The following is a 25,137-nucleotide window of genomic DNA, read 5'->3' on the forward strand; positions in this document are numbered from 1 at the left end:
GGTTATGACTTGCGCGACCCAACAACTGCTGTGGATAACCGTAGCTTCGGCGTCGGGATGGGTGCCGGCGCCATCGCAACTGTCGTCTTGCTCGTCGTGCTGGTTGCCATCGGGATTGCTGTCTTTGGACTGCCAGTCGGCCAGTTTTTCGAGCCAACCGAAACCGGTGCGTCGCCCGGACTCGACGCGGCTGAGGTCGAGCACGAGGTTCTTGCGGAGAATTTGAATGTGCCGTGGGAAGTCGAGGTGCTCGGCGAGGACCGCTATCTCGTTACTGAACGCTCCGGTGCCCTGGTGCTCATCGAGGACGGCGAGAAACGGGTGCTCGAACAGTTCGACCAACTCGACAACCCGCCGCTGGGCGAGGGCGGATTGCTCGGTATCGCGACGCACCCGAACTTCGCCGAGAACAACTATCTCTACGTCTACCAGACTGTCGACCGCGAGTCAGTCGAGAACACTGTCCGGCGCTACGAGGTCGATTTCGAGTCGAACGAACTCCGCGACGAGACGGGAATCATCGACGGCATCCCGAGTCACCGCTTTCACAACGGCGGTCGCATCGCGTTCGGTCCCGACGACTATCTCTACGTCACCACTGGCGACGCGAAAAACGCCGAACTCGCACAGGACCGCGAGTCGCTGGCGGGGAAGATTCTCCGCCTCACCGACGACGGCGGCATTCCCGACGACAACCCCTTCGGCAACGAGGTTTACTCTTACGGCCACCGCAACGCCCAAGGGCTGGCGTGGGACGAGGACGGACGACTCTGGGCGACCGAACACGGCTCGCAGGCCCGTGACGAACTGAATCTCATCGAGGCCGGCGAGAACTACGGCTGGCCAAAAAGTAGCGGCGACGATACCGACCCCGAGACGCAGTCGCCAGTGTATCACTCCGGTCCGTACGATACGTGGGCACCCGCCGGGACGGCCGCTGCTGACGGTAGCGTCTTCTTCGCCGGCCTCCGGGGCGAACGCCTGTACGAGGCTGGCGTCACTGGCGACCGAGTGAGTAGCTTCACCGCACACTTCTCAGGTGACTTCGGCAGGATTCGGGCTGTGACTGTCGGTCCCGACGGCGAGTACCTCTACTTCACGACGAGCAACACCGACGGTCGTGGTGACGCGGGCAACAACGACGACAAACTGATTCGCGTCCCACTCGACGCGTTCTGACGGGACCGAAACCTGTTTGTGCGAACATCCTGACAGGTGGGTATGGCAGGTCAAAACACCGGCGTCGTGCTCGCGGCGATGTTCGCCAACGGCGCAATTGCGGTGCTAAAGTTTATCGGCTATCTATTCACCGGGAGTCCGTCGATGCTCGCCGAGACGTATCACTCCATTTCCGACACCGGTAACCAGGTGTTGCTGTTGGTCGGAATCAAGTACAGCCAGCGCAGCGCCTCCCAGGTTCACCCCTTCGGCTACGGGAAAGCGCAGTTTTTCTTCGCCTTTCTCGTGTCGGTGCTTCTCTTTGGCGTGGCGGGCTGGGAGAGCCTGACTCACGGTATCTCGAAGCTCCGCGAAGGCGGCCACGGCGGCGGTGAGGCTGAAGCGGCCGAATTTCTCGGGTTCACGTTCAACCTTCCCCTGCCCATCGACCCGTTCTGGCTCTCTGTTGCTATCCTGCTCGGCGCAATCGTCTTCGAGACGTACGCCTTCGCAAAGGCCCGGGCCGAACTGAAACGCCAGATCAACGAGTACGACTGGTCTGGCTACCGCGAGGCGTTCAGCCGGTCCAGCGATATCACGACGCTGACGGCATTCACCGAGGATACGATTGCGCTGCTCGGCCTCGTCGTTGCCCTTGCCGGACAGACGCTTTCGCGTGTGACCGGCAATCCAGCCTTCGACTCGATTGGTGCAATCGTTATCGGTGTCTTGCTGATGGTCTTTGCCGCCCTACTCGCCTTCGAGAACAAGCGGCTCATCCTCGGTGAGAGTCTCACCGCAGATGTCGAATCTGAACTCGAGGCGGCGATAACTGACCACGATGGCGTTGCTGGCGTTGCGGATTTCCGGACGATGTTCATCGGGACTGGGCGGGTACTTGTCACCGCCGACGTGAGTTTCGACGGTGGCCTGGAAACCCGTGACCTCGACGAGGATATCCAGCAACTGGAAGCCAAACTCAAGACAATCGACGACCGCGTGAAACTCATCTACATCGAGCCACAGCGCTGAGGGCGTTTTTGGGCGAGACAGCGCCCAAATCGACTCTTGTCTGTTGATTTGCCGACCAGTTATCAGTATTGGTTATTGAAAATTCCTTTCCACATTCCCCGTGTTTACGTACCCTTAAGTGAATTAACCAACCTTTTGCATGAACAATGGGGGTTCTACCGATGAGTTCGACAACAGATGGGGCGTGGCGGCGGTTTTCGCCCGGGTATCGCACGACAATCACACTCGTTTTGGTCTGTCTGCTTGGGGTTGCGGTCGCAACCGTCCCGGTCGTTGCCGGGGAGACGGTAGACGACGAAACCGACGACAACTCACTGCAGGCGACGACTGACCAGTCCGGACTGGTGCTCGAATCGACGACAGCCACACAGTCCAGTGACGTGGTCGCAACTTTCAGTGCAACGAACGTCGGGGACGGATTCATCTCGTTCGACGAAGACAACCTCGATGACGCCAAAGCAGAAGGATTGAGCTTTTCTCAGGGCGATATCGTCATCGAAGGAGAAATCTACGACAACGGAAGTTGGTCGTCGACGGATACCTCGTTCAAGACGCTGAACACCGCTTCTGACGGCAGCGGGTTCGACGCCCAACCCAGCGCACCCGACGGCCTCGAAGGCACCTTCGACCCCGAGACGGGTCGGATGACCGCCAACGGACGACTCAAAATCACACTGCCGTTGACCGGCGATAACTTTCAGTTCGACCTTGCGATGGTCACTGGCACCTCGAACGGGGCCGCGAGCAGTGATGGTCTCCAGGGGCAGTTTGACGCCACTATCGACAACGGCGGATTTGTGAACCTCGTCGACAACGAGTACACTGTCCCCGATACGACTGACAGCGACCTGCTGAACCAGCAGCTTGGCCTTCCTATCGAGGATCCAGGGCTTGCTTGGTTCGACCTCCACTTGGACATGAACACGGAGTCAGTCGCGCCCGACACGGGCAGTTTCACTGGGACGGTGACCAACGAGAACGGGGACCGGGTCTCTGGCGCCACCGTCGACGTACAGGGCTCTGCCAAGTCGACCGAGACCGGTTCTGACGGCTCGTTTCGCTTCTCGGAACTGCAGACTGGTACCTACGATGTGGCGATCAGCGCCGACCGGTACCAGACGACCACGGTGTCCATCGAGGTGGTCGGCGGCGAACAGACCGAACGCAGCGTGACTCTCCAGCCCGAACCGGCGAATCTCGCTCTCTCGATTGACGGAAGCGTTGTCACGGCTGGCGAGACGCTCGAAGTCGTCGGCACGATTACCAACACTGGCGGAACAACGGCGACAGAGACAGCCACGATTTCGATTGGTGACCTGACTGGCAGCGAGCAGTCGGTCGAACTCGCGCCAGGTGAGTCGGTCCAACTCACCGAGCGTGTCGAGACCACCGAGCAAACGGTCGGCGAGTACACCGCCGAACTGACTGCTGGCGACAAGCGGGCAACCACCGAAGCGGTCGTCCGGGACCCCTTCGACAAGAAGCAGCCGGTAGCAACGTTCACCGCCGAGAACGCCGGCGAGGGACTCATCTCCTTCTCGTCTACGTTCATCGAAGCAGTTGCTGAGGGCGCGTACTTCCCAGCAGACGAGATTATCGTCGAAGGGGAAGTGTACGCCGACGGCACCTGGCAGTCGACGAATATCCAGATTCCACAGCTCCAGACGTCTGCCGACCAAGTACAGGTTACAGTCGATGTGCCCGGTGGCATCACCGGCACCCTCGACCGCGAGTCGGAGACGATGACCGCAGACGCCGAGTTCGACGTTTCAGTCGTCGGACGTGACGCCTCCTTCCAGTTCGTCATCGACGCGACAACCGGACAGAGCGGCGGACTGTTCGGCGAAGCCAACTTCGAGGGTGATACGGGCCAGGCAACACTTATGGACAACGAGTTCACCGTCGACCAGACCACCGGCGATGACCTCGTCGACACGGGGCTGGAGCTGCCGGCGGACGAATCCGGCGAGAACTGGTTCTCGCTCGTCCTCGATATGCAGTTCGACGACAACCCAACTGGCACCCTGACCGGGACGGTGACCGACCAGACCGGCGACCCGGTCTCTGGTGCAACGGTCACGCTCGCTGGTACTGAGACCACGACGGGCAGCGACGGAACGTACGAATTCTCCGGTGCTGCTGTTGGCAGCTACGACCTGCTGGTCTCTGCACCCGGAGCAGAGACCAAATCCACGTCGGTGACTGTCGAGGCAGATACCCAACGCACTCGTGACGTTGCACTGACCGTCACCGGTAGTGTCGCCGGGACCGTCACGAATCAGGATGGCAATCCTATCGAGGGTGCCACCGTCAGTATCGATTCCCAGACTGCCCAGACTGACGCGACTGGCCAGTACAGCATCAGTGGCGTCGGGATTGGGACACAAACGCTGACGGTCACCACACCCGACGGCGCCGAACGCACGACAGAAGTCGATATTGTCGGCGGCGAGCAGGCCGACGGCTCGCTGACCTTCGAGCAGGTTGGCGGCGTGACCGGCGTGGTCACAACCGCCAGCGGCGAACCCGTGCCGGACGTTCCAATTAGCGTCACGGGCACTGACGTCGAGACGACCACTGCTGACGATGGGTCGTACACCATCGAGGGACTGCCGGTCGGCACGCAGACACTGGTCGTCGACCCACCAAAAGTCGACGCACAGGAGATTTCGGTCGATATCGTCTCCGGCGAGCAACAACAACGAGACATCACGCTCGATTTGGCCGGCACGGTGACTGGAACCGTCATCACCGCAGTCGGCTCGCCTTTCGAGGGTGCGACGGTCGAACTCGTGGACGAGAACCGCCAGACTGTCGGCGAGACGACCACTGGTAGCGATGGTGTCTACGAGTTCACTGGCGTGCAGGCCGGTGAGTACGGACTTATCGCAGATGGCGGCGACAGCGGCAGTCAGCGAGCAACGATTACGGTCGAACCGGGCGCAACGACTGAACAGACACTCGAACTCAGTCAGGCAGAACTGGACGTGACGGTCGGCGACGTTCAGACCTCGGAAGGAACACCAACCGAAGTGACTGCAACCCTGAAAAACGTTGGCGCAGCACGCGCGAGCAAAACGGTGACACTGTCGATTGGCGACATCGTCTCGACCAACCAGCAGGTCGAAATCGAGCCTGGCGAGTCACAGCAGATCACGCTCGCAGTGACGCCATCTGCCAGCGGTGAGTTCCCGATTGTCGCGACTGTCGGTGAGCAACGCGCTACGGGAACACTCACCGTCGCTGGCGGCGGCGTCGTTGCCACCTTCCGCGCAGAGGCTGTTGGGGATAGTTACGTCTCCTTCGGAAAGGGTGACAAAGAGTCAGCCACGGGTGACGCCACGAGATTCCCCGACGCAAACGAAGTTTCGGGCGACGAGGTGCTGTATATCGAGGGTGAGATTCTCGAAGGCGGCACCTGGCGCTCCACCGACCTCAACTTCCCGAATCTCAAAAAGAGCGGGCTGGATATCTCCGTAAAGAACCGCTCGCAACTGACCGGCACCATCGACCCCGCGTCAGGAACGATGAGCGTCGACGCGGACTTCCTGACCACGATTCTCGTCGAGGGTAAACCGAACTTCAAGTTCGGAATCGGGGCTGGCACCGGCGAGAGCAACGCTCTCTCGGGGTCGGCTGAGTTCGACCGCAACACGCTCGACCTCGATGACGGCGAGAGCTTCGGCGCGTCAGTCTCGCTGGTCGACAACGACTTCGCCGTCGACGACAAGACGGGGAACGCCTTCGCCGACAAGTCGCTCAGCCTCCCCTCGACAACACCCTCGAATAACTGGTTCAAACTCAACCTCGATATGCAGATTCGTGAGGGCAACCCCGGTGGCGGGACGGTCACCGGCACAGTCACAGACGAGAACGGCAACCCGGTCGAGAACGCGAGCGTGCAGGCTGGCGGTCAGGAAACCCGAACCGACGCACAGGGACAATACTCCCTGAGTGACGTGACTGCCGGCGAGGTGACGGTGACGGCCGCTGCCCCCGAGTACGAAGAGGCAAGCGCTGATATTACGGTCACAGAGGACAGCACAACCGAGCAGGACCTCGAACTGACGCCCGGCTCACCCGAGTACAAACTCGCTGTCGACGCGGCGGGCGTGACCGAAGGCGGGACGATTACGGTGACCGGTGCTGTCGCAAACGTTGGTACGGCAACCGGGACCGCTGACGCACGACTCACGGTTGTCGGAACGGCAACGAAGGCCGAAACGTTCGAACTCGGGCCACAGGACGACGCGGCCATCACGGATGAAATCGAGACGAGCGAGGGCGACGCTGGTGAGTACACCGTCATCCTGCGAGTCGAGGACGAGACGGCCGAGACGACGGTTACGGTCGACCCGGCAGAGGATGAAGATGAGACGAGCGGCACAGGCACCGCGGCCACGTTCAGAGCGACCAGCACTGGCGGGTTCATCTCCTTCGACGAGAGCACGCTCGACTCTGCTCGCAAAAACGGTATCGGCTTCCCTGACGGCAGCGAGGGCGAGCCAGTCGTCATCAAAGGGAAAATCTTCCCCGACGGAACGTGGGAGTCGACAAACATCGAGTTCCCCGTGTTGAACACTGCCGAGGACGGCAGTGGCTTCGACGCACAGGCGACGTTCCCGGACGGCCTCGAAGGAGAGTTCAACCCCGAGACCGGTCGCATGACCGCCGAGGGCACGCTGAAAATCAAGCTTGCGCTGACTGGCGACACCTTCCAGTTCGACATCGCGATGACGACGGCAACGAGCAACGGTGGGGCCAGCAGTAACGGGCTGGAGGGCTCGTTCTCGGCGGGTGAACCGGTCGATGTCAGTCTGGTTGACAACGAGTACACAGTCGACACGACGACAAGCAGTGACCTGCTGAACACCCGACTCGGACTGCCGATCACAGAATCCGGGTTGGCGTGGCTCGAACTCGGCCTCTCGATGGATATCACGACCGGACCGAGCGAGACAGGTACAGTGACTGGCACCGTTACCGACGAGTCGGGCCAACCAGTTGCGGGCGCGACGGTTGCTGTCCAGAGCGAGCGCACGACAACCGACAGCGACGGGTCGTACGAACTCTCTGGCGTGTCGGCAGGCACGCAGACGCTTGGCGTCGAGGCGCAGGGCTACGAAGCGACGACGCGAGAGGTGGCGGTTGAAACTGACAGCACAACTCGCAGTGACTTTTCGCTCACTCCGCGTGCGCCGAACTTCGAGGCGTCGCTGTCAGCACCACCGACAACGGCCGGAAACTCGGTTACTGTCACCGGTACCGTCGAAAACACTGGCGGCCCCGGCAGTGAAGAAGTGACAATCACCGTCGGCGAGCAGACGACGACGGAGATGGTCGAACTCGGTCCGGGCGAATCGACCACCGTTGAGTTCGACTTCCAGACTGAGACCGCTGGCGAATACAGCGCCTCGATGGCCGTCGGCGAACAGACCGAGGCTGCCCGCGCGAACGTTGTCGTCGACAGTCAAGACGGAAACGACGCTGCAGGTGGTGAACCCGGTGACGCGGCTGGCTTCATCGCCACGAGCCGCGGTGGCTTCACCTCCTTTACGGAATCCTCGGAGTCCTCGGCACGCGAGAACGCTGGCGTCACCTATCCCTCGGCCGATGAGGGGACGCCAATCGAGATTGGCGCGACAATCGACGGCAACACGTGGAGCGCCAGCGCAGGGAATATCAGCTTCCCGACGCTGACGACGCAGGGGCTGGAAGTGCAGGTGAGTGCGCCGAACGGACTCGAAGGGCAGATTGACCGCGAGAGCGGCGAGATGACCGCAACGGGCACACTCAAGGTCGAAATCGGCGACGGGAACAGCTTCACCTTCGAGTTCGACGCGACGAGCGAGAACAGTGGCGCGCTCTCGGGCAACACGAACTTCGGCGGTGACCCGCCGACGGTGACGCTCGTCGACAACGAGTTCACCGTCTCCGAAACGACTGGAGAGGCAATCATCGACCAGCAACTCGGGCTGCCGACCGAGACGCCCGGCGAGAACTGGTTCGAGCTCGAACTCGCGCTCGATTTCGTCGCAAGTGACAATGTCAGCAGCGCTGGCAGCAACACGACCGACCAGCCCGACAAACCCGACGACGACGGCAGTTCGATGTTCACAACACTCGGCCTCGCCGGCGGCGTTGCAGGTCTCGGTCTTGGCGGTGGCTTCGTCCTGCTCGTGTTCGCACGACGGCTCATCAGTATGCTTGACCCTGACCCGAACACGTAGACACTGCGGAGCTGCCTCTGTTTTTATCGCTTGATTTGCCGCTGCTTTTGCGTATCTGTTCACGGTAGAAGACTGCGCCGACTCGACAGAAGTGACCTACTCGGGAGTCAACGTCTCAAAAAAGCTCTATTGAACTTCTCTTCTTCAGACAGATTGTCACCTGAAACAACCGGTCGATGCGGGCTGCGTATTGAGCGATTTGGGATGTAGCAAGCATCCGCGCGAACGGAGTGAGCGCAGTTCACTGAAGCCGAACGAAGTGAGGCTTCAGGCTTTTTCACCCATGTTTTTCGAGTCGAGCGAGACCGAAGGTCTCGCTGACCATGCGAACGGCGCTTCGCGCCGTGAGCAGAGAGTGGTGCCCACAGCGAACAGCGTGAGCGAGGACACCCGACGATGAAAAAGATGGCTGTACTGAGCAAAGTGGTGCTCAAATATATCACTTGTAGCGGATTTCAACAGCGCCACGTCCCCTACCGCGCGCCGAAGAGAGCAGTCAGCGACCCAGTGAGGACGCTCACGAGCCCACTGAGGCCGGCCAGACTCACCAGCTCTGTCGGTCCGATTGGGCTGTCGCCGCCCTCTGGACCGGTCATCCCGATGAAAATTCCCGCAACGAACACCAGTAGCGCCGCCCCGACGAGACAGCCCAGACTGACGAACAGCGTCGTCCGCGGCTGGTCCATCCGCAATCCTTCGAGAATCCCGAGCATCCCCGCGACGACAGGTGCCGTGATCGACGCGATGATGAGGAAGGCGAGCGGCGTGTAGCCGTTGATGACTCGTGTCTGGATGGTACTCAAACTCGACGAACTGGTCACTGAGGCTTCGATCCACTCCCAGGTTAGCAGGCTCGCAATCCCAACCCCGACCCCCACAAACAACATGACGATCGAGACGCGCCCGAGCACGCGAACCGACTGTTTGTTGAACATGATCTGTTCTCCGATTTCTCGTAGCCCTCCATTAAAGTGTCTATTTTATTATGAAATTATCAATAAACTTTCTACAGTACATGTGCGGTTTATCACCGTCGACCAGAACACATAGGTTATCCGCGAGGAAGAGTGGGATATGTCACTGTCAGCCGAGCGCATTCTCGTTACCGGCGGTGCGGGTTTCGTTGGCTCGCATCTCGTCGAACGTCTCGTTGGAGACGGCCACGAAGTCCGGGTTGTTGACAACCTCTCGACGGGCCACGAAGCATGGCTTCCTGACGAGGCAACGCTGGTCGAAGGCGACCTCTCTGACCCCGAGACAGCAGCAGCGGCAATCACATCTGATCTCGATCTTGTCATCCACCTCGCTGCCGACAAGGACGCGTCCCGCGATGACATCGCGCAGTTCCAGTCGAACACCACACTGACTGAAACTGTCCTCGACCGGATGGAAGCAGTCGGCCTCGATAAAATCGCCTTCACCTCTTCGTCGACAGTCTACGGCGAGGCACCGCGACCGACGCCGGAAGATTACGCCCCGCTGGAGCCAATCAGTATCTACGGCGCGGGCAAACTCGCCGAGGAAGCCCTGCTGTCGGTCTACGGCCACAGCCACGACTTCACCGTGTGGACGTTCCGCTTTGCGAACGTCGTCGGCCCGCGCCTCCGCGGCGCTGTCGTCCCGGACTTCATCGAAAAACTCCAGGCTGACCCCGAACACCTGGAAATTCTCGGCAACGGTCGCCAGGAGAAATCCTATCTCTATATCGAGGACTGTCTCGACGCAATGTTGCACGTCATCGAACACAGCAACGAGCCAGTCAACACGTTCAATCTCGGGACGCGAACGACCACGTCTGTCGACCGCATCGCAGCTATTGTCGCCGATGAGATGGGCGTCGACCCCGAACGGTCTTACACCGGTGGTGACCGGGGCTGGACCGGCGACGTGCCGAAGATGCGACTCTCTGTGGAGAAACTCTCGGCGCTGGGCTGGGAGGCGACGCACTCCAGTGACAAAGCAATTCGGATGGCCACCCGCGAACTGCTCGAAGAACTGTAACTGCCACGAACGACGCTTTTTCGACGGGTATAAGAGTTTAGGCCAGCCTAATCCATCTATGGAGCTGACTCGGCGCGACGCAGTTGCCGCGCTGGCAGCACTCGGTGGTGCCGGTGGCGCAACCTACGGCTACAGTCGTCTCCGTGATGATAGCGACGACCCTGAATCAACGCCCCCATCGGACGACCACGTTCGCGAAACGATGATTGCGACCGCAGAGATTGTCTACCCCAGCGAGCTGTCGGGCATCGACGTATTTGTTGAGGAGTTTATCGACGCTCGGCTGGCCGAAGACGACGACCACGCAGCAGGCATCCGCGAGGCAGTCGCGATTCTCGACGAGCACAGTTTGACCTGGCACGACCAACCCTTCGCCGACCTGTCCGCTGACCCTCGCGAGGAGGCACTCGACGGATTGGGTGCTGATGTCGCTGACGAGAACCCCGACGGCTCGACAGCCGAGCGGGTTCGGTACTACGTCGTCAACGAGTTACTACTCGCGCTGTACAGTTCGCCGACCGGTGGAACACTCGTCGGCATCGAAAACCCACAGGGCCACCCCGGCGGAATCCAGAGCTACCAGCGTGGCCCCAACGGACTCGACTAACCATGGACCGCACACCTGTCCCCGACGCAGATGTTTGTGTTGTCGGCGCTGGCCCGGCCGGCGGTATCGTCGCCGACAAACTCGCCGGCGACTACGAGGTAGTCGTGCTGGACGCCGGCCCGCGATTCGACTTCGAGGACCGCCCCGAGCGACAGGAGCGAGCAATCAGACCACACTACGGCCGACCCGATGTCTGGGAGATGGGTGGTCCGCGCGACGACCACGCAACGAGCGGCGAGTGGTCCTACCCGCTGAACCACGCCCGCGTCAAGGGTATTGGCGGGTCGACGCTGCACTGGCAGGGGATGGTGATGCGGTTGCACGAAGCCGATTTTAATTCAGGAAGTACGCGCGGTGTCGGTCCGGACTGGCCGATCGACTACGAGGACCTGCGGCCGTACTACGCCGAGGCAGAGCGCGAACTCGGCGTTGCTGGGGCTGCGGACAACCCGTACGGCCCACCGCGGGAGGAACCGTATCCTATGCCTGCGTTTCCGCCCTCTTACAGCGATTCGCTGTTCGCCGAGGCCTGCGAAGAACTCGGAATCGATATGCACTCGGTGCCCAACGCCCGCAACTCTGAATCTTACGAGGGCCGCAGCCAGTGCGTTGGCTACGGAACCTGCCAGCCAGTCTGTCCCTCCGGCGCAAAGTACGACGCAACGGTCCACACCGAACGCGCCGAGGAGAAGGGTGCGACCGTCATCGACCGCGCGCCGGTCCAGTATCTCGAACACGGCCCCGACCGAATCGAATCTGCGGTCTACGCCACCCCTGGCGGCGAGGAACACACCCAGTCTGCCGAGGTGTTTGTGCTGGCCTGCGGTGGTGTCGAAACGCCACGACTGCTCTTGTTGTCGGCTTCGGAGACGTACCCCGACGGCCTCGCCAACACCAGCGGCGCGGTGGGCCGGTACTTCATGGACCATCTCTTTGCCGGGACTGGCGGCGTTCTCGACGCCCAAACCAGACAGAACCACGTCGGCTTCTACACCAGTTCCTCACAGCAGTTCTACGACGAGGCTGACAAGGAGTACGCCCCGTTCAAACTGGAGTTTTTCAACTACGACGGCCCCTCCCCCGTCGAGATGGCGCTGTCCGGTGAAGACTGGGGCGATGACCTGTTAGCACGACTTCGGGAGGGTTACGGCAACCATCTCGGTATCGGTGGACTGGTCGAGCAACGCCCGCAGGAAGCGAGTTACATCGGACTGGCTGAGGACCAGACTGATGACCACGGCAACCCGGTCCCAGACGTGCACTGGACGGTCGACGACCGGGCGCTTCGGACCATCGAACGCGCGAACGAGATTCAAGGGGAGATTCTGACCGAACTTGGCGCAGAGATTAGCTGGCAGGTCGGTCCCGACGAGACTGGGCCTGCCTACCACCACATGGGCACGACGCGGATGGGAACCGACCCGGGAGACAGCGTCGTCGACTCGACCGGCCGTACCCACGACCTCGCAAACTGCTGGATTGCTTCGAGCAGCGTCTTCCCGACCGGTGGCGCTGTCAACCCGACGCTTACCATTGCGGCGCTTGCGCTGCGAACGGCCGACCACATCGACCGCGCACTCGGAGACAGTTCAACTCGATGACTTGATTTTAGGCATACCTAAAAGCTTAAACCGCGCGGGCGGTAAGCGTGGACAATGAGTCAGCTCGACGCCCCAGTCAACGGGACAACGGAGTCAACACCCTCTGAGTACACCTTCGACGACCTGAGTGTCGTTATGGGGACCTACAACGAAGAAGAAGCAATCGAGACGGTGCTGACCGATATCGAGGAGGTTACCCACGGGAAGGCCGAAGTCGTCTGTGTCGACGGCTCGTCCGACCGGACGCCGGAGATTGCTCGTGAGCACGGCGCCACGGTCATCGAACAGGAGCCACAGGGTTACGGCGTCGCGGTTCGCGAGGCCATTCTCACCCCAGACCGTCCGATTGTCGTCACGACAGACTGCGACGATACCTACCCGATGGAGCAACTGCCGGAGTTTCTCGAACGCATCAACGAGGGCTACGACGTGGTCAGCGGTGACCGACTGTACCACGGCGCAGAAGCAATGCCGGCGTTCAATCGACTGGGCAACCAGCTCTTTGCGCTGGGGGCGAGCGTGCTGATGGGCACGCGCGTCCACGACACCACGACCGGAATGCGAGCCTACCGCCAAGAGGTGGTCCAGGAAATCGAGTGGACCGAGAACACTGGACTCTCCGCAGAACTGCTCATTCGACCGCTGATGCGTGGCTACGACGTGCGCGAGCAACCAATTAGCTACGCCGAACGCAAAGGTGAGACGAAACTTGACCCACTCGAAGGCGGTGCGGCGATTGCGAAATCCATCGTGAAAGTCGCGCTCGAAGAGCGGTTCAAGTAGCGCCGAAGTAGTTAGCTTTTTGTTAGTTGTGGCGGACATCCCGGTAATGTCCGGGTTCCCCACGCCGCGACGAACCCCAGAGTTCGGGGCCCTCTTGTTCCCGACTACCATTCTCGCGCTCCTTCTCGCGCCGGTCGTCCTCAAAGGTGGCTGGATGCCGCCTGCTGCTGGTTTTCTCACGTTCGCTGGCGGTCTCACCCTCGGTGCGCTCTACACGCTCGTCGATTATTTCACGCCAGTTCTGGATATGGTGCCGGTCGCAAACGAACGGCTCCGGTCTGTGAGCCTCATCTGTCATATGATGGCCGTCGAATTGCTCAAGAGCCGCGTTGCCGCCAGGATTGCGTACCCGTTCCTGGTCGGGTTGTTGATTGCCGTCTCCGTCTCTCGCGGATGGCTGTTTGCCCGACGCGGCAACGTGACCGACGACGTTTGATCACTACTCCGCCGACACCGTCGCGTTCATCGACACGCCAGTCCGGTGCTGTCCGGGGACGTAAGCTGCCTCGCCGCCACACCGGGCGGGTCCGCGACACACTTCGAGGTACGGTGATAGCGCTCGGTACTCCCCGTCGTCTTCGAGCACCGGTAGTTCGGCGACGTACTCGAACCCGCCCAGCGCGCCGTAATCGACGAAGACGACGATTCGAAGTTCGTCACCACCCTCGTGGGCAACGGTCAGGTTTTCCGAGAACGCTGGCGACCGAACCGTGGCAGTCCCATCGGTGACGGTGGTGGCTATCTCGAGGTCGTCGTTCAGCGACGCCGCGGTCCGGTCGCCGTCCTCGCCGACGCTGGCCCGCACTTCGATAATCTCGACCGCGTCTGGGATACCGAGGGTAAGGTTCAGTTCGACCTGCTCGCCGCTGACGTGCTCGATTTCGCGGAGTCGGGGGTCGACCGACCGACCCTCGAAGGGCAACCACTCGCCGCGGAAGGTGTACCGGTAGAGCTGTCGCTCCGGGAAGGCGTCGACAACCGCGAACTCGCGGTGCTGGAGGGCGTAGACCACCTCGTCGTCGAAGTCGGGGTCGTTGCGCAGTTTCTGGAAGGGGTGGTTGAGCCAGTCGCCGTACGGCGTCGGCAGGAAGACGAGCCCGTTCTCGAACTGCTGGTCCTCGAAGGGTTCGTAGGCGCGCTCGTACTGCTCGGTGGTTTCGTAGTTCTCCGACAGTGGCGCCCCGACGGCACCGGCAGTCACCCCGGCGAAGACGAGCACCGCAACGACCGCAAGCGCCGGCACCGCTCGTCTGGCGGGACCGTCCACACGCTTGCGGACGCCCCTCGCAGTGTCGAACAGGCTGGTCGCCCCAACCGCACCGAGAGTGACTGTTGGCAACAGCAGTCCGACGTGGTAGTACGGCCCCAGAAGCGAGATGAGGCCGTCGTTCGGGTTCGAGAGGTCACCCAGCACGTTCAGCGTCCCCCAGAAGTAGACGTTTCCAACGGTGATGGTGAGGAAGACGGCGAGTACCGCAAGTGTGTGCGGGTCTCGCCGGTGTTCACGCCGGCGCAGCACCGTGGCGAGGCCGACGACTGCAAGCAGGGTTCCGAAGACCCCGCCGGGGGTCCATCGGGTGGCGTACTGCCAGAGATTGCGCCCGTTGGCTTCGAGTGCCAGTTCCGGAGTGTACTCGCGCTCGTAGCCGACGATTTCACGCTCGCCAAAGCCCAGCCCATCACGGGGTGCGAAGGCCTCGTAGGGGAAGGTCATCGGGTCGCCGGTGATGACCGCGTTGTAGCCCAGTGCAGCGCCGACGCCGACGAGTCCAAGCGCCGCGACGACGCTCTGACGGACAATCACGTCCCGGTCGAGCGTTCGAAGCGTCCACAGCGCGTGACAGATAAACGGCGTCGCAAACAGCACCGCCGTGTACGGTCGCGCCCAAAAAGAGAGGGCAATTGCGCCGCCGGCGAGGGCAGCGAACCGCCGGCGTCCGGTTCGGTCGGCACGGAGATAGGCCCACACGAACAGCAGATTCAGCGTAAACGCGGGCACGTACGGTAGGAAGGCGCTCGACTGGAGGATGAAAAGCGGCGAGAGAGCGAGCAGTCCTGCAGCCACCAGCCCCGTCCGGTCGTCGAACAACTCGCTCACGATGCCGTCGGTCAGTGCAACCGCCAGCGCCGCGAGCACCGCAAGCGTGAGGCGGAAACTCCCCACGAGCTTACCGAGAGCGAACAGGGCGGCCGTCACCGGTGTGTACTTCGGGTAGAATGTGTCGCCGTCGATGACGAAAAACCACGGATGAAACGACTCCGAGACCGGCGGTCGCATCCGCAACTGTCCTTCCAGCAGCATCTCTGCTTGCTGGAGATAGACGGCTTCGTCGTGGTTCGTGGTGTAGTACGGAAAGACCGTTTCACCGATGAGAAATATCCCCACGCCGGTCAGCACTGCAAGCACGAGCGTCGCCTGTCTGTCCCGGGTCAACCACGATACGACGGCCGACAGTCGGTCTCGGCTCATTGTCCCCTCCGGATTAGGTCCCGTCGTAGCCGTTCTGACGGAGGATAATCAGCATCGACAGCGCGGAGACACCGATGAGTGCCAGCGCCGGCACGGCGGCCTGGCCGTAGTACGCGGCCTCCTGCACCTGCCAGACGTAGGTCACGACAGTCTCGCTGCCCAGCGGCTTCAGGATGAGCGTCGCTGGGAGTTCCTTCATCGTCGTCAGGAAGACCAGCGCCCCGCCGGCGATGATTCCGGGCGTAATCTGTGGCAACACGACACGTCGGAACGACCGCAGCGGCGTGTCGCCCATCGACCGCGCCGCCTCGACGTACGTGGGGTCGACCTGCAACACTGAGGACTTCATCGTTCCGACGGCCTGTGGCACGAACCGAATCACGTACGCGAACACGAGGACGAATATCGTCCCGTATAGCACCCGTGCGTATCGAATTCCGAACACGAGCAGGGCGAGTCCGACGACGACGCCCGGCGTCGCGTAGCCGATGTAGCTCGCTCGCTCCGGCAGTGAGCCAAATCGGGAACTGCTGCGCGCCGAGAGATACGCCAGCGGCAGGCCGACGATGACCGCGATGACGGCCGCCGCCAGCGAGACGCTCATCGAGTTGAGGACGTAGCCGAACTGGAAGGTGAACCCACCCTCGGCGAAGCCCGGTGACGGCCGTCGAAGCCACATCACCAAAATTCCGACCGGCAGTGCGAGTCCGAGTCCGGCAATCAGCGCACAGAACCCGACCGCGGGCAGTTTCCACCAGCCGAGATTGATACGACCCGCGCGTCGACTGCCGCTCGAGACGTGTGCGCCCTCGCTGTTCGCGCTGATACGCGATTCCAGGGTCAAGATGACGATTGTCAACACCAACAGCAGTAGCGACAGCACGGCCGCCCGGCCCAGCAGGAAGTTGTTGTAGCGGACGTAAATCATCCGCGTGAACACGTCGTAGCGCATGATCTGTGGCGTCCCGAAATCCGACAGCGTGTACAGCGCCACCAGCAGTGCGCCGGCGGCGATACCGGGCTTGATCTGTGGCAGAGTCACTCGCCGAAATGCCTCCCAGCGGGAGTGATTCAGCGTCCGGGCCGCCTCGACGACGGTGCCGTCGAAGGAAAGGAGCGAAGCTCGCGTCGTCAGGTAGACGTACGGGTAGGTGTACAGTGTCAACACCAGCGTCGCGCCGAACAGGCCGTAGATCTCGGGCAATTCCTGGATGCCCAGCGGCGCGAGCGCTCCCTGCAACACACCCCGGGGACCGAACGCGGAGACGAAGGCGAAGGCCCCGATGTAGCTTGGAATCACCAGCGGGAGCGCCGCGACGACGGTCCAGAACCGACGGAAGGGCAGGTCGGTCTGGACAGTCAGGACTGCCAGTGGCACACCGATGAGAATCGAGCACGCGGTTACCGACCCGGTCAAAAGCAGCGAGTTGAGAATAATCTCTCCGGTGCTCGCGCTGAAGACGATCGCGACGACTTCGTCGAAGCCAACGATTCTGGCCTCTTCGAGCAGCCAGACGAACGGAATCAACAACAGCGCCGCGATCAGCGTCGCGACGGCTGCGAGTCCGAGCTCTCTGAATCGCTGGCGGACCAGCGCGGCTCTGGCGTGGAGCTGCTGTGGCCACGAGGGCCCGTCGTCGCCGGCGTCTGTTGTGCTGTCCATCCATCGAAGATTCGGTAGCTGCTCCTTAGAGGATTCCGGTTTCGCTCAACAGTTCGAGCGTTGGTTCGGTGTCTGCGAGTTCTGCGAGGTCGATATCCGGCGGGTTCAGTTCGTCGATGGTCGGCAGGCCGCCGACAGGCTGCACGCCGGGAATGGTCGGGTACGCGAAGGTTCGTGTCGCGAAGAACTCCTGTGCCTCCGCCGAGAGCAGGTGGCGGATGAAGTTCTCCGCGAGTTCGACATCGCTGGCGCCCTCGACAATCTGTGCACCGGAGACGTTGATCAGCGCGCCGGCGTCACCGCTGGTAAAGGCGAGTTTGACCGGCGCGTTCTGGCGCTGACTGCGCACGCGAAGCGAGTAGTAGTGGTTCGCGAAGCCAGCGTTCAGTGCACCGTTTGCAACCTCGTTCGAGATAGCGAACTCGTTGGGGTACTGCTCGATCCCGGCGTCGACCATCGCGTTGAGCCACGAGCGCGTCTCGGACTCGCCGCGAATCAGCCGCATCGCCGTGACGAACGCCTGGAACGCACTGTAGGTCGGTGCCCAGCCCGTGCTGTTCTGCAGAACGCCGGCCTCCGGGAACTCCTGCACAGTGTCAGGAATATCCGAGCGGCTGAGCTGGCTGGAGTTGTACGGCACTGCTCGGGCGCGTCCAGCGAAGCCAATCCAGCCCTCAGACTGTAGACTCGACGGGACTTCACCGGTAATCTCCGACGGGAGCGACAGTGCCGCTCCGTTCTGTGCAACGTTGCCCAGCGAGCCGGCGTCGACTGCGAGGAAGAGGTCGGCCTGGCTCGCGCCGGCGTCGACTTCCTCGACGATGCGGTTCGAGAGCTGACTCGAGGCGTCGAGTGACTGCTGGTAGGAGAAGTCCGGGTAAATTTGCGAGAAGATGTCGATGAGGTCGAGATACAGCCCACCCTCGCCGCCGCCGAGGTAGAAGTTCAACTCTCCCTCGAGGTCCGGAAGGTCTGCAATCGAGGTTCCACTCGGCTCGGGTCGGCCCGAGACGAGAGGACCGGAGCCGCGGAAGGTGGCGAGGCTGAAATCTAGGGCGTCGCCGTCGCTGCCATCGCCGCCAAACATGCCGAAACAACCCGCGAGGCCAGCCGTTCCGGCTGCGGCTGCACCTGCGAGAAACCGTCGTCTGTCTGTCGATGCGTGTCGGTCGTCCGTTCGTCCGTGTTCGTTGGTCATTGTTGTTGATGTAGGCTTGCTCAAATGATGGTTATCGCTGTCGGTTCAGTCGTCTGCCGCGGCGGGGACGCGCTGTAGTTCTTCGAGACAATCCAGCCAGTCGTGCATATGCTCGCCGACGTAGGGCAGGAACTCGCCGTTGCGGTAGGCCTCGGGGTCGGCGTCACAGAGCGAGTCGGCCATCGCGCCGAAGGCGTCTTCGTAGCTCGCTGCATCCTCACCAACCTCGTCAACATACTCCCAGACGTGCTCGTTCAGTTCGAGGCCAGCAACCTCGTTGTGCAGGTCGTCGAACGTCGACCGGGCGGCCTTGTTGTGCTCACAGAGCGGTCGGCCGTTGTAGATCTGCTTCCCGAGCAGGTCGCAGGCTCGCTTGAGGAAGACGCCGCTCCAGATATCGTCGAACCGGCCAACGTCCCACTCGTTGTCGTCCATTGGCAACTGATAGAACGCTGGGATCACCTCGCGGCGGAAGGCAAGATTCATCGAACAGACCGTGAGGTAGTTGTCCTCTGCGGCGACGAAGTCCTCGCCGAAGTCGTCGATTTCCGTTCGAGTCTGGGCCTGTCCTTGCAGGTCGCCGTCCATCAGGATGCGCACTGCGTCGAGGTCGGGCACGTTCGTCCACAGTCCCTGTGAGGCAACAATCTCCCCGCGCTCGATGGTTTCCGTCTCGGTCGTCACCGTCTCATCCATCGCGGAGTAGGGATAGCCGCGTGGGTACAGGCCGTGCTCGTCAGCTTCCTGGTAGAGCACGTTCACCCACTGTGTGTCAGATGAGACAGATTCGATGTCGCCCTCGAAGGCGAGATTCTCCATGTGGCCGCCGAAGAAATCGGTCTCGTGCGGGAGGGTGTCGTCGTCGATGAACACACCGTACTCGAAGCGGGAGTTGTTCCACATGTACAGCAGGCCGAAACTCGTCTCGGCGTGACTTGCCGCCGGAACGATGTGGCCGTATTCCTCGACATCCTGGTCTTCGTACCACTCTTCTCGACGACTGCCGTCGAACACTTCGCCCGCCACGTCTAACTCTGTAAGCATCGACTTCATCTCCTCGGTCTCACAGAAGTCCTCCGTCACCAGGACGAAAAACAGCCGTGAGGTATCGAAGCCGTGCTCGCGGGCATTCTCGACGTAGGCTCGCACGCAGTCGTACTCCCGAATTGTCGGGACAATTACGCAAATGTCCTGTTCTGTTCGCTGCTCCATACTCGGCTATTTTTTAGGCTTACCTAAAGATTTGACGATTCGGGTTCTCGGCTCCCTGACTGGTTTCCGACCACACTGGGAGACAGGTTCAACAGCAGCCCACTCGCTGCCCCGCCGAGCACTGTCACGCCGTTTTTCAGCGCGTGGTCGACGACGGCAGCGGCCAGCGCCGTCGCCGGGGTGACCGGGGAGACAGCGACAACCAGCGCAGTGAAGGCGGCCTCGTACAGCCCAATTCCACCCTGTGAGAGCGGCAACACTTTCGAGAGATTGCCAACCGTTACTGCGAGTGTCCCCACCGCAAGCAGTGCTGTCGGGGCTAACTGGTCGGTTATCGCCTGCAAGACGAGCACCGCCGTTAGGACGTCAAGCACCCAGACAGCGAGGCTTCCTGCACCGATTCGCCCAATTGCCCGGGGGTCGGCCGCAACCACACGAACATCGGCCCCGAAGCTGACAACCGCGTCGACTGCTTTCGACAGCCCCGAGCCATCGGCCCACGTCTGCAGTCGCCGGCCAAGTTCCAGGTCGCTCCGTGCGAGGACGACAACCAGCAGGCTACAACAAACTGCCACGCCGGCAACAACGCCGGCAGCGAGTATCACCGGGACGGACCGACCAACCGGCAGCCCACTTCCTTCGACGGCAAGCCAGCCAGCCGCGAACGCGCCCAGACAGGCCAGCGCGAGAAGGTCGAAGAGTCGTTCAACTGTCAGCGAGGCGGCACCGGTGGCGTATGGGACGTCCCGCCGCGTCTTGAGCAGGTATGCTCGGACGCCGTCGCCTGCTCGCGCCGGCACCACGAGATTCGCGAGTTGACTCACGAAGACTGCCGCCGTCAGAAACCGCTGCCCACAGCGGTGTCCGATGCTATCGAGAATCTCGCCGTACCGATGTCCGCGTACCGGCCACGACAGCGTGTAGACGAATACGGCTGCGAGCACTAGTCGTGGATCGGCGACACGGATAGCATCGATTACCTCGTCAACGTCGACGGTGCGGACTGCGATAGCACAGCCAACGACAACTACGAGCACCGTTCCCAGCAGGCTGAGCCGACGCTGTGTGAACAGACGCTTGCGCTCGCCGGCTGGTGTTCCCATACGAACCGCTGACTGCTCCAAATATTTAAGCGCACCTAAAACTGGTCAGTGTTTGTCGTATTTGCTGGTCAGTCCGGGAACTCAGCGGAACTCGCTGACCGCGACAGCAGCCGCTGACCGGTTGTCTCGTCAAAAAATCCCCCCGTCCCCCGTGACCTTACGCGGTTACGCGAAAGGACTGCTTGTACGTGATTTCGGTCTCGTGACAGCTCGGACAAACGTACTCTGTGAGTTTTGTGGTCTCGTCGTTGTGGCTCATCCGCGTTCCACACGATGTGCACTCGGGCATTACACTCCGACATTCACAATCGTGATATTAAATCCTTATGGTCCTATTATCGATTATACACTTAAAGGTAGATGAGGCAGCCAGTGACTGGCCACTACATCAGCAGAGAGTGTCACCGCCGCTACAGACGGTTCTGCAGAATCGCCCGATACGCTGAGAGCGCTATCGGTGGAAAATCGGCCCGCTGTGCGAGTTTCTCGATGTTCTGACGGCTGCGCCGTCAGAGTACGAAACGCTGGCTACGCCAGCTTTTCGATGTTCTCGCGGTTGTACCGCGAGAGGACGAGAAACTCGTTATGCGAGTTTCTCGATATTCTTCACAATCTCGTCGGCGTACTCGCTGGTGGCGAGTTTCTCGCCGCCCTCGATCTGCCGGTGCAGGTCGTAGGTGACTTTCTTCGAGGAGATGGTCTCCTCGACGGCGTCTTTGATGAGCTGTGCGGCGTCGTTCCAGCCCATGTACTCGTACAGGAGCACACCAGAGAGGATGATGGCACTCGGGTTGACCTTGTCCTGGCCGGCGTATTTCGGTGCGGAGCCGTGGACTGGTTCGGCGAGACAGAGCGCGTTACCGAAGTTGGCGCCGGGTGCGATACCAAGTCCGCCAATCTGTGCGCCACAGGCGTCTGAGAGGTAGTCGCCGTTGAGGTTCGGCATCGCCAGCACATCGTAGTTCTCGGTTCGGGTGAGAATCTGCTGGAGCATGTTGTCGGCGATGCGGTCGTTGACGACGACGGCGTCGTCTGGCTGTTCGCCGTCGCGTTCTTCCCACAGCGTATCCTCGGTAATGACCTCGTCGCCGTACTCTTCGACAGCAACCTCGTAGCCCCAGTCGCGGAACTGACCCTCGGTGAACTTCATGATGTTGCCCTTGTGGACAAGAGTCACCGAGTCACGGTCGTGTTCCAGCGCGTAGTCAATTGCTCGGCGAACGAGTCGTTTCGTGCCGAACTCGGTGATCGGCTTGATTCCAATTCCGACCGCTCCCTCGTGAATTGTCTCGTCGAAGCCCATCTCCTCTTCGACGAACTCTCGAACCTTCTCGACGTCTTCGGTTCCTTCTTCCCACTCAATACCGGCGTAGACGTCCTCGGTGTTCTCACGGAAGTTCACCATATCCATCTGCTCGGGGTGTGTAACCGGCGACGGCACACCGTCGAGGTGGTAGGTTGGTCGGACGTTCGCGTAGGTATCGAGCCGTTTTCGCAGGGCGACGTTCAGCGAGCGAAAGCCGGCCCCGACCGGCGTCGTAAGCGGCCCCTTGATTGCGATTCGGAACTCCTTGATCGCGTCGACGGTATCCTGTGGCAGGTTCTCGTCGTACTTTTCGCGAGCGCTCTCTCCCGCGTACACCCGCATCCAACTCACGTCTCGACCCGTTTCCTGTGCAGCAGCGGTGAGGACCTTCTGTGCTGCCGGTCCAACATCTGTCCCGATTCCGTCCCCGTACAGAATCGGAATGATCGGATGGTCCGGTACCTCGAACTCGTCTGCTTCCTCGTCGAGTACCTCTACCCGCTGTCCCTCATCGGGTACCTCGATTTTGTCGAATTCCATATATCGAGCTTTCTCTTTGCGGGTGTAAAGTAATGCCGCTTTCTTCGCCAGAGTCTGTCATGGTCTTTCCTTGTAGTTGTCTCCGCGGCTCCTACGGGCCAATTGCTCCTGTCGTGTGAATTATTAGGGCTTCGGCCAATCGCTTGGTATGAATGTCCTCGTCCACGGCGGTGCTGGTGGAACACCTGCGGAGCCAGCACAACGCCAGGCGGTCCTCGACCGAGCCGTGTCGGCCGGAACGGACGCCGACACGCCCATGGCTGCCATTGTCGAGGCGGTACGCGTCCTGGAATCAGACCCGCAGTTTAACGCCGGCGTCGGCAGCGCCGTCCAAAGCGACGGTCAGATTCGCACCGACGCAGGAGTCATGTACAGCGACGGGACAACCGGCGCGGCCTGCTCGATGCTCGGCGTCGAACACGCCGTCGATGTTGCACAGGTTGTCGCCGAACAGACGCCACACATCCTCATCTCCGGTGACCACGCTGTCGAACTCGCGCGGGCGAACGAGATTGAAACGAACTGTGACCTCTGGAGCGAACAGTCCCGACAGCGTTGGGCGGAGACGCCCGACCGCAGCGACGAGGGAATCACCGAGCAACTCGCGTGGGTCCGCGACCAGTTCGGCGGTATCGACACTGTCGGCGCAGTCGCCACCGATGGAACCCACCTCGCCGCGGCAACCTCGACCGGCGGTCGGTGGGCCGCGCTGGCTGGTCGGGTTGGTGATGTGCCCCAGGTCGGCAGCGGCTTCTACGCAACTGAGCGGGCCGCAGCAAGCGCAACCGGGGCCGGCGAGGCAATCGCCCGGTACGGACTCGCGCGGCGGGTTGTCGACGCAATCGAGGACGGCGACGACCCCGAGACCGCCGCCCAGCGGACAATCCGTGGCTTCGGAACGGAGACTGGCGAAGAGGCTGGTGTAATCGTCATCGACGACGACGGACGGACAGGAACTGCGTTCAACTCCGAGGGAATGCAGACTGCAGTCCAAGAGCGGTAACACTTTGACTGTCTGCCCCGAATCGGCTGGCATGACCGACGTGGATCTCGATTCCGAGCAGTACCAGAAACACCGAGAGGCCGGGGAGATTCTCGCCACCGTCCGAGAGGAGACCGTCGACCGAATCGAAGTCGGCGCGAGCCACCTCGAAATTGCCGAGTTTGCAGAGAACCGCATCCGCGAACTCGGCGGCGAACCCGCCTTCCCGCTGAACATCTCAATCGACGAGGAGGCCGCACACGCCACCCCGAGTATCGACGACGACTCGACGTTCGGCGAGGAGATGGTCAACTTCGACATCGGCGTCCACGTCGACGGCTGGCTGGCTGACTCGGCCATCACCGTCGACCTGTCGGGCCACGACGAACTCGTCGAAGCCTCCGCAGAGGCACTGAACGCCGCCGTCGAGATGGTTGAACCCGGCATCGACACCGGCACACTGGGTGACGTGATTGGCCGAACAATCGACGGGTACGGCTACAACCCTGTCGTCAACCTCACGGGCCACGGACTGGGTCACTGGGAACAACACACCAAACCGAATATCCCGAACCGGAAGGTTCCCCAGGGCACGACACTGGAAGTCGGTGACGTGGTCGCAATCGAGCCCTTCGCGACCGACGGTGGCGGCAAGGTACAGGAGGGCAGTGAAGAGGAGATTTTTGCGCTGGAGAAAGACAAATCGATTCGAGACCGACAGGCACGGGCGGCCCTCGACCAGATTACCGAAGAGTTTCGGACGCTTCCGTTCGCAACCCGGTGGCTAGATGTTGACCGGCCAGAGATGGCACTGCGCCGACTCAAACAGGAAGATATCGTCCACGGCTATCCGGTACTCAAAGAGCAGGCTGGCTACTACGTCAGTCAAAAAGAACACACTGTCATCGTCACCGAAGACGGCTGTGAAGTCACGACTCGGTAACCTGCTGGCGTGACAGCGTCAGGCGTTGTTCATCCGCCGCTTTGTTGTTGCCCCGCACTCGTCACATTCGCTGACGCGGTACGGTTCGCGGGAGTACTCGGCGTTTTCCTGTTTACCGCTTTCGGTGAGAATCTCGACCGATACCTGATGGGTCGTCTGTCGTTCACACCGGGGGCAATCCTCGGTGACGCCTGCGACGGACTCGTCTGTCGTTGCCATTGTGACCTTACTTCGGTAACGTAAGGATATAAAAAAGGACGATTGTTGAGTTTGTTCAATACACAACCTTTCCGACAGCGTGGAGATCG

Annotated in this window: 19 protein-coding genes; 10 read left to right on the plus strand and 9 right to left on the minus strand. The window is 61.4% G+C overall.

From position 1 onward, the window contains the following. The first annotated feature begins 30 nt into the window (after positions 1 to 30). From ACMGFM_RS11140 to ACMGFM_RS11150, 3 genes are all read left to right on the plus strand, one after another. Complete coding sequence (locus ACMGFM_RS11140) at positions 31 to 1,179, plus strand: PQQ-dependent sugar dehydrogenase (RefSeq protein WP_436902686.1); 1,149 nt, start codon at positions 31 to 33, stop codon at positions 1,177 to 1,179. A gap of 42 nt (positions 1,180 to 1,221) precedes the next feature. After that, entirely contained in the window at positions 1,222 to 2,190 is a 969-nt protein-coding gene (locus ACMGFM_RS11145; protein WP_436902687.1) for a cation diffusion facilitator family transporter, read from the plus strand. 161 nt (positions 2,191 to 2,351) lie between these two features. After that, positions 2,352 to 8,420: a carboxypeptidase regulatory-like domain-containing protein gene (locus ACMGFM_RS11150; protein ID WP_436902688.1), complete on the plus strand. Its 6,069-nt coding sequence runs from the start codon at positions 2,352 to 2,354 to the stop codon at positions 8,418 to 8,420. Between the two features lie 473 nt (positions 8,421 to 8,893). Here the strand turns inward: ACMGFM_RS11150 and ACMGFM_RS11155 are convergent, their stop codons facing one another. Next, positions 8,894 to 9,355 carry a hypothetical protein gene (locus ACMGFM_RS11155; RefSeq protein WP_436902689.1) on the minus strand — a complete coding sequence of 154 codons (462 nt, stop codon included), beginning with the start codon at positions 9,353 to 9,355 and terminating at the stop codon, positions 8,894 to 8,896. A 139-nt stretch (positions 9,356 to 9,494) separates the two neighbouring features. Between ACMGFM_RS11155 and ACMGFM_RS11160 the strand changes: the two genes are divergently transcribed. Genes ACMGFM_RS11160 through ACMGFM_RS11180 form a run of 5 tightly spaced genes read left to right on the plus strand, consistent with a single transcriptional unit; the run spans position 9,495 to position 13,848 of the window. Continuing rightward, positions 9,495 to 10,421 carry an NAD-dependent epimerase/dehydratase family protein gene (locus ACMGFM_RS11160; protein ID WP_436902690.1) on the plus strand — a complete coding sequence of 309 codons (927 nt, stop codon included), beginning with the start codon at positions 9,495 to 9,497 and terminating at the stop codon, positions 10,419 to 10,421. A 58-nt stretch (positions 10,422 to 10,479) separates the two neighbouring features. Further along, positions 10,480 to 11,028, plus strand: a complete 549-nt coding sequence (locus ACMGFM_RS11165) for a gluconate 2-dehydrogenase subunit 3 family protein (protein WP_436902691.1) — start codon at positions 10,480 to 10,482, stop codon at positions 11,026 to 11,028. 2 nt (positions 11,029 to 11,030) lie between these two features. After that, entirely contained in the window at positions 11,031 to 12,629 is a 1,599-nt protein-coding gene (locus ACMGFM_RS11170) for a GMC family oxidoreductase (RefSeq protein WP_436902693.1), read from the plus strand. Between the two features lie 54 nt (positions 12,630 to 12,683). Beyond that, a complete protein-coding gene (locus ACMGFM_RS11175) occupies positions 12,684 to 13,412 on the plus strand; it encodes a dolichyl-phosphate hexose transferase (protein ID WP_436902694.1) in 729 nt (242 codons plus the stop codon). 46 nt (positions 13,413 to 13,458) lie between these two features. After that, positions 13,459 to 13,848, plus strand: coding sequence for a hypothetical protein (locus ACMGFM_RS11180; RefSeq protein WP_436902695.1), 390 nt, complete (start codon positions 13,459 to 13,461; stop codon positions 13,846 to 13,848). A gap of 3 nt (positions 13,849 to 13,851) precedes the next feature. Here the strand turns inward: ACMGFM_RS11180 and ACMGFM_RS11185 are convergent, their stop codons facing one another. From ACMGFM_RS11185 to icd, 7 genes are all read right to left on the minus strand, one after another. Beyond that, positions 13,852 to 15,882, minus strand: a complete 2,031-nt coding sequence (locus ACMGFM_RS11185; RefSeq protein WP_436902696.1) for a DUF7846 domain-containing protein — start codon at positions 15,880 to 15,882, stop codon at positions 13,852 to 13,854. 13 nt (positions 15,883 to 15,895) lie between these two features. After that, positions 15,896 to 17,545: an ABC transporter permease gene (locus ACMGFM_RS11190; RefSeq protein WP_436902697.1), complete on the minus strand. Its 1,650-nt coding sequence runs from the start codon at positions 17,543 to 17,545 to the stop codon at positions 15,896 to 15,898. 25 nt (positions 17,546 to 17,570) lie between these two features. Beyond that, entirely contained in the window at positions 17,571 to 18,743 is a 1,173-nt protein-coding gene (locus ACMGFM_RS11195) for an extracellular solute-binding protein (protein WP_436902698.1), read from the minus strand. 45 nt (positions 18,744 to 18,788) lie between these two features. Further along, positions 18,789 to 19,955, minus strand: a complete 1,167-nt coding sequence (locus ACMGFM_RS11200) for an alpha-1 4-glucan-protein synthase (protein ID WP_436902699.1) — start codon at positions 19,953 to 19,955, stop codon at positions 18,789 to 18,791. A 23-nt stretch (positions 19,956 to 19,978) separates the two neighbouring features. Then, positions 19,979 to 21,058, minus strand: a complete 1,080-nt coding sequence (locus ACMGFM_RS11205) for a lysylphosphatidylglycerol synthase transmembrane domain-containing protein (RefSeq protein ID WP_436902700.1) — start codon at positions 21,056 to 21,058, stop codon at positions 19,979 to 19,981. 157 nt (positions 21,059 to 21,215) lie between these two features. After that, positions 21,216 to 21,347 (minus strand): hypothetical protein, encoded by a 132-nt coding sequence (locus ACMGFM_RS11210; protein ID WP_436902701.1) that lies wholly within the window; start codon positions 21,345 to 21,347, stop codon positions 21,216 to 21,218. Between the two features lie 294 nt (positions 21,348 to 21,641). Then, on the minus strand, positions 21,642 to 22,904 hold the full coding sequence (icd, locus tag ACMGFM_RS11215) for an isocitrate dehydrogenase (NADP(+)) (RefSeq protein WP_436902702.1): 1,263 nt from the start codon (positions 22,902 to 22,904) through the stop codon (positions 21,642 to 21,644). Positions 22,905 to 23,052: 148 nt separating this feature from the next. Between icd and ACMGFM_RS11220 the strand changes: the two genes are divergently transcribed. Then, positions 23,053 to 23,907 (plus strand): isoaspartyl peptidase/L-asparaginase, encoded by an 855-nt coding sequence (locus tag ACMGFM_RS11220; protein WP_436902703.1) that lies wholly within the window; start codon positions 23,053 to 23,055, stop codon positions 23,905 to 23,907. A gap of 31 nt (positions 23,908 to 23,938) precedes the next feature. Beyond that, positions 23,939 to 24,829, plus strand: coding sequence for a type II methionyl aminopeptidase (map, locus tag ACMGFM_RS11225; protein ID WP_436902704.1), 891 nt, complete (start codon positions 23,939 to 23,941; stop codon positions 24,827 to 24,829). Between the two features lie 18 nt (positions 24,830 to 24,847). Here the strand turns inward: map and ACMGFM_RS11230 are convergent, their stop codons facing one another. Then, entirely contained in the window at positions 24,848 to 25,048 is a 201-nt protein-coding gene (locus ACMGFM_RS11230; RefSeq protein WP_436902705.1) for a DUF7835 family putative zinc beta-ribbon protein, read from the minus strand. Positions 25,049 to 25,137 lie beyond the last annotated feature (89 nt).

The sequence above is a fragment of the Halovenus halobia genome, assembly GCF_051414135.1.
Lineage (GTDB): Archaea > Halobacteriota > Halobacteria > Halobacteriales > Haloarculaceae > Halovenus > Halovenus halobia.